The organism is Streptomyces misionensis, assembly GCF_007896895.1.
In the GTDB taxonomy this organism is placed as follows: Bacteria; Actinomycetota; Actinomycetes; order Streptomycetales; family Streptomycetaceae; genus Streptomyces; species Streptomyces misionensis_A.
This window is the reverse complement of record NZ_VOGW01000190.1, coordinates 1-5,014: the sequence shown is the minus strand read 5'-3', so window position 1 is coordinate 5,014 and position 5,014 is coordinate 1. Positions and strand designations below refer to the sequence as shown.

5 protein-coding genes are annotated in these 5,014 nt (G+C 74.0%); 2 read left to right on the top strand and 3 right to left on the bottom strand.

Annotation, left to right across the window (positions count from 1 at the left end; all coding sequences use genetic code 11):
- The coding region (locus tag FRZ03_RS34490; protein ID WP_146469003.1) for a DUF5995 family protein at positions 1–663 on the bottom strand (663 nt) is incomplete at its 3' end.
- 78 nt (positions 664–741) lie between these two features.
- Positions 742–2,133: a uracil-xanthine permease family protein gene (locus FRZ03_RS34485; protein ID WP_146469002.1), complete on the bottom strand. Its 1,392-nt coding sequence runs from the start codon at positions 2,131–2,133 to the stop codon at positions 742–744.
- Positions 2,134–2,335: 202 nt separating this feature from the next.
- Here FRZ03_RS34485 and FRZ03_RS34480 point away from each other — a divergent pair, with 202 nt between their 5' ends.
- Positions 2,336–2,794 (top strand): acyl-CoA thioesterase, encoded by a 459-nt coding sequence (locus tag FRZ03_RS34480; protein WP_146469001.1) that lies wholly within the window; start codon positions 2,336–2,338, stop codon positions 2,792–2,794.
- Here the strand turns inward: FRZ03_RS34480 and FRZ03_RS34475 are convergent.
- The gene (locus tag FRZ03_RS34475) at positions 2,754–3,956 is read right to left on the bottom strand and encodes an MFS transporter (RefSeq protein WP_146469000.1); all 1,203 of its coding nucleotides are present in this window, start codon (positions 3,954–3,956) and stop codon (positions 2,754–2,756) included. The two genes, FRZ03_RS34480 and FRZ03_RS34475, sit on opposite strands and share 41 nt — an antisense overlap.
- A gap of 133 nt (positions 3,957–4,089) precedes the next feature.
- Here FRZ03_RS34475 and FRZ03_RS34470 point away from each other — a divergent pair.
- Positions 4,090–5,014, top strand: a 925-nt coding sequence (locus FRZ03_RS34470; RefSeq protein ID WP_146468999.1) for an ROK family transcriptional regulator, incomplete at its 3' end; no start/stop codon positions are given.

Sequence of the window (5,014 nt, the reverse complement as noted above, 5' to 3'; positions counted from 1 at the left end):
CACCGCGTCCAGCCGGTCGGTGAACTCCCCGGCGACGTCCGGGCAGTGCCGCAGCGCCCACAGCGCGCGGGCCGCCGCCCAGGCCGCCTCCCGGGCCCGTTCCAGGCTCCACGACCCCACGAGATGGGTGAGCGGATCGGCCAGCTGGAGCAGATCGGGGCCCGGCATCAGCTCTTCGCGGACCCGTTCCTCCAGCGCCACCAGGATCTCGCCCACGTGCTCGAACTCGTCCTCCAGATCGGCCGGTTCGCAGCCGAGGGCATGGCAGGCGTCCACCACGGCGAGGGGGAGGTCGTGACCGACGTGCGCGTTCACCCCGGCCAGCGCGAACTGGAGCGGCCGTACGCCGGGATGGCGGCGCAGCTGGAACAGCGGCCGCCAGCAGGCGGGTGGTCTCAGGTCCGCCGCGTCGGCCTCCACCGCCGTGAGGTACCGCTCGGCGAACCGCACGTCCAGCGCGGTGGCCGCCCGGGGATCGGGGAACTCCCCGCCGCGCAGGCGCCGGCCGATCTCCTCGGTGACGGTGAGGTAGACGCGGTTGAACACGGCGACGCCGTCCCGCTCGGGCAGGACGGCGTCGAGGGCACGCATCCGGGCGGCGACCGCGTCGACGGTCGTGCCGGCCCGTGCCGCGGGGAGGGTGGCCTGTTCCGGCTGCGTCATGCGCGCAGCCTTCCAGCTCCGTCGCGCCGGACGGGCCGACCGGCCCGCGCCGTCGCCGGAACGAGGGAACGCGGCCGGTCACGACTCGGTGCGCGGGGCCTCCGGGTCGTAGGTGGAGGTGCCCTCGTCCAGGAGGGGCGCCTGCTTCTTCAGGTGGGCCGGGGCGAAGGCGCGCAGGGCGTGGTAGCCGGTGATCACGACCACGGTGCCGAGCGCGATGCCGCTGAGCGAGAAGTTGCTGGTGAACTTCATGCTGACGTTGCCGACGCCGATGATGATGCCCGCGGCGGCCGGCACCAGGTTCAGCGGGTTGCGCAGGTCCACCTTGGCGTTGAGCCAGATCTGCGCGCCGAGCAGGCCGATCATGCCGTAGAGGATGACGGTGATGCCGCCGAGGACACCGCCCGGGATGGCGGCCACGATGGCGCCGAACTTCGGGCAGAGGCCGAAGAGCAGCGCGAATCCGGCGGCGGCCCAGTAGGCGGCGGTGGAGTAGACGCGGGTCGCGGCCATCACGCCGATGTTCTCGGAGTACGTGGTGTTCGGCGGGCCGCCCACCGCGGTGGACAGCATGGAGGCGACGCCGTCGGCCGAGATCGCCGTGCCCAGCTTGTCGTCCAGCGGGTCGCCGGTCATCTCGCCGACCGCCTTGACGTGGCCCGCGTTCTCCGCGACCAGCGCGATCACCACCGGCAGCGCGACCAGGATCGCCGACCACTGGAAGGACGGCCCGTGGAAGTGCGGCAGGCCGATCCAGTCCGCCTTGGAGACCCCCGAGAGGTCCAGGCGCCAGTGGTCGGTGAGCTTGCCGCCGCCGTCCACGGAGTGGATCTTGCCGAAGACCCGGTCGAAGACCCAGGAGATGCCGTAGCCGAAGATCAGCCCGAGGAAGATCGCGATCCGGGACCAGAAGCCGCGCAGACACACCACGGCGAGTCCGGTGAACAGCATCACGAGGATCGCCGTCCACTGGTCCTGCGGCCAGTAGGTGGACGCGGTCACCGGCGCCAGGTTGAAGCCGATCAGCATGACGACCGCGCCGGTGACGATCGGCGGCATCGCGGCGTGAATGATCCGCGCCCCGAACCGCTGCACCGCGAGCCCCACCAGGAACAGCACGATGCCGACGGCGAAGGTGGCGCCGGTCACCGTCGCGCTCGAACCGCCCTGCGCGCGGATGACGGCGGCCACCCCGACGAACGACAGGGAGCAGCCGAGGTAGCTGGGGACGCGACCCCGGGTGGCCAGCAGGAAGATCACCGTGGCGATGCCGGACATCATGATCGCCAGGTTGGGGTCCAGGCCCATCAGGACCGGCGCCACGAAGGAGGCGCCGAACATCGCGACCACGTGCTGGGCGCCGAGGCCGACCGTCCGGGGCCAGGACAGCCGTTCGTCGGGCCGTACCACCGCTCCGGGCGCGGGCGTGCGCCCGTCACCGTGCAGTTTCCAGCGCACGCCGAGGTCCATGGTGGGGTTTCGCTTTCTTGCCGAGGGGAGTGTGTGACCGGGGGTAGCCGCAGGGCTATCCGCACCATTGTCGCTGGTCGCCGACGCGGCCCGAGCACCCGGCCGCCGTCCGGGCCCGGTCGGGAGGCCGCTGAGCGGTCGCTTAGTATGTCGGCCGTGCCCAGGGGTGCCACCCCGTTCGCCTCGCTCAGGAGCCCCACCCGTGACCGTCGAAGCCGTCTCCGCCCCCGCCGTCTCCTACGGCCGGCTGATCCCCGTCACCGTCCATTTCGACGACCTCGACGCGCTCGGACTGCTGCACAACGCGCGCTATCCGCTGCTGGTCGAGCGCGCCTGGACCGAGCTGTGGCACGAGCACGGCGTCCGCTTCGACGGCGACTGGGTGGCGGCCGGCGACGCCTGCAACGCGGTGCGCGAGCTGCGCATCGGCTACGAGGCCCCCGTCACCAGTCCCGGCCGCTATGCCGTGCACCTGTGGCTGGACCGGCTCGGCACCACCGGGCTCACCTACGGCTTCCGCTTCTGCTCGGCCGACGGCGCCGAGACCTACGCCCGGGGCGCCCGGGTGCTGGTCCGGCTGGACGCGGCGACCCTGCGCCCGGCGCCGTGGAGCGAGGGCTTCAGGGCCGTTGCCCAGGAGCTGCTGCGGCCCGCGGACTGACCTCCCGCCCGGGCCCGCGCTCGGCGCTGCGCAGCACGCCCGCGCACACCGCGAGCCCGCACGCCAGCGCCGTCACCACGCCGAACGAGACCACCAGGCTGGTCGCCTGGGCCACCCCGCCGATCAGGCTCGGCGCGATCAGCCCCGAGGTGTAGGTGATGGTCGCCACACCGGCGATGGCCTGGCTGGGATTGGGCCCCGCGTGCCCGGCGGCGGCGAAGCACAGCGGCACGACCACCGCGATGCCGAGCCCCATCAGGGCGAAGCCGCCCATCGCCACCGCCGGCTGCCCGGCGACCACCACGAGCAGTCCGCCGAGCACCGCGAGGATGCCGCCGGCGCGGACCGTGCGCACCGCGCCGAACCGGTTCACCACCGCGTCCCCGGCGATCCTGGCCACGGCCATCGTCAGCATGAACCCGGTGGTCGAGGCCGCCGCGAGCGCCGCCGAGCTGTCCAGTCGGTCCCGCAGGAACACCGCCGACCAGTCCAGGCTCGCCCCCTCCGCGAACACCGCGCAGAAGCCGACCATGCCGATCAGCAGCGCGGAGCGGGGCGGCAGCGCGAACCGCGGCGGCGGCTCCTCGTCCTCGGCGGGCTGTATGTCCAGCACCCAGGAGCAGGCGACTGCGCCGAGCGCGGTGAGGACCGCCGAGGCCAGCAGGAAGTGGGTGCGCGCGTCCGCGCCGAGATGGGCGGCGAGCGTGCCGGCCGCCGAGCCGGTGAGCGCGCCCGCGCTCCACATCCCGTGCAGCCCCGACATGATCGACTTGCCGAGCCGCCGCTCGACCTCCACGCCGAGCGCGTTCATCGCCACGTCCGCCATGCCCGCGCAGGCGCCGTAGGTGAACATCGCCAGGCACAGGGTGGGCAGGTTCGGCGCCAGGGCCGGCAGGATCAGCGAGAGCGTCCACAGCGCGAGCAGCCCGCGCAGCGCCGTACGGCTGCCGAAGCGGTGGCTGATCCGGCCCGCCAGCGGCATCGCGCACGAGGCGCCGAGCGCGGTGAAGGCCAGCGCGAAGCCCAGCCGGCCCGCGCTGAGCGAGGCGTGGTCCTGGACCCAGGGCACGCGGGTCGCGAAGGAGCCCGTCACGGCGCCGTGTACGGCGAACACGGCCGCCACGGCGTATCGCGCGGGCCGCACCCCGCCGATGTCACTCATGTCTGTGCTCCTCCCCGGAAGTCGTCGGCGGTAAATTATCAGGGACCCTGCCTGATAGATAGTTGTCATCGCGTCGCGCCTCGGCCTCCGGCCCGTGGAACGGATCTGGAACCGATCTGGGAGGATTCCCGCCATGCCCGCATCACCCAGCACCGCCAGGGCCATCAACGACCGGTTGGCCCTGGGGCTCTTGCAGGAGCAAGGCCCGCTGACGGCGGGGCAGTTGAAACAGCTGACGGGGCTGTCCCGGCCGACGGTCGCCGACCTCGTCGAACGGCTCACCGCCGCCGGACTGGTCAGGGTCGTCGGCGAGTCCGGCGCGGCCCGCCGGGGGCCCAACGCCCGGCTCTACGGCATCGTCGCCGACGGCGCCTTCCTGGCCGCGCTCGACGTGCGCACCGACGGGGTCGCCGTGCTCGTCGCCGACCTGGTGGGGCGGGTGCTCGCGGAGGCGTCCGTGCCGGTCGACGGGGATGCGGGCACCGGGCCCGCCGTGGAGCGGGTGGTGGCCGCGGTGGAGCGGGCGGCCAAGGAGGCGGGGGCGGAGCGGCTGCACACCGTCGGCATCGGCGCGCCGGGCCTCATCGATCCGGCCACCGGTGACCTGCGCGACTCCGCGGGCCTGCCGGCCTGGCACCGCAGCCTGGCCGCCGCCCTCCAGGAGCGGCTGCCCGGGGCCCTGATCACGGTGGAGAACGAGACCAACCTCGCCGCGCTGGCCGAACAGCGCGAGGGCGCCGCCCGCGACCGGGACACCTTCGTCCTGCTCTGGCTCGGGCACGGCACGGGCGCGGCGGTCGTCCTCGACGGCGTCCTGCGCCGCGGCGCCTCCGGCGGCACCGGCGAGATCGGCTTCCTCCCGGTCCCGGGCACGTCCTGCCTCCCCTCCGCCACCGACTGCGGGGGCGGCTTCCACGCCCTGGCGGGCGCCGCGGCCGTGCTCTCCCTGGCGGCCGCCCACGGCCTGCCGACCCCGGACGTGGTCGACGGCCCGAACGCGGCGGAGGTGGTGCGCCGGGCGGTGGAGAGCGCGTCGGCCGGGGACGCGCCGCCCGTGG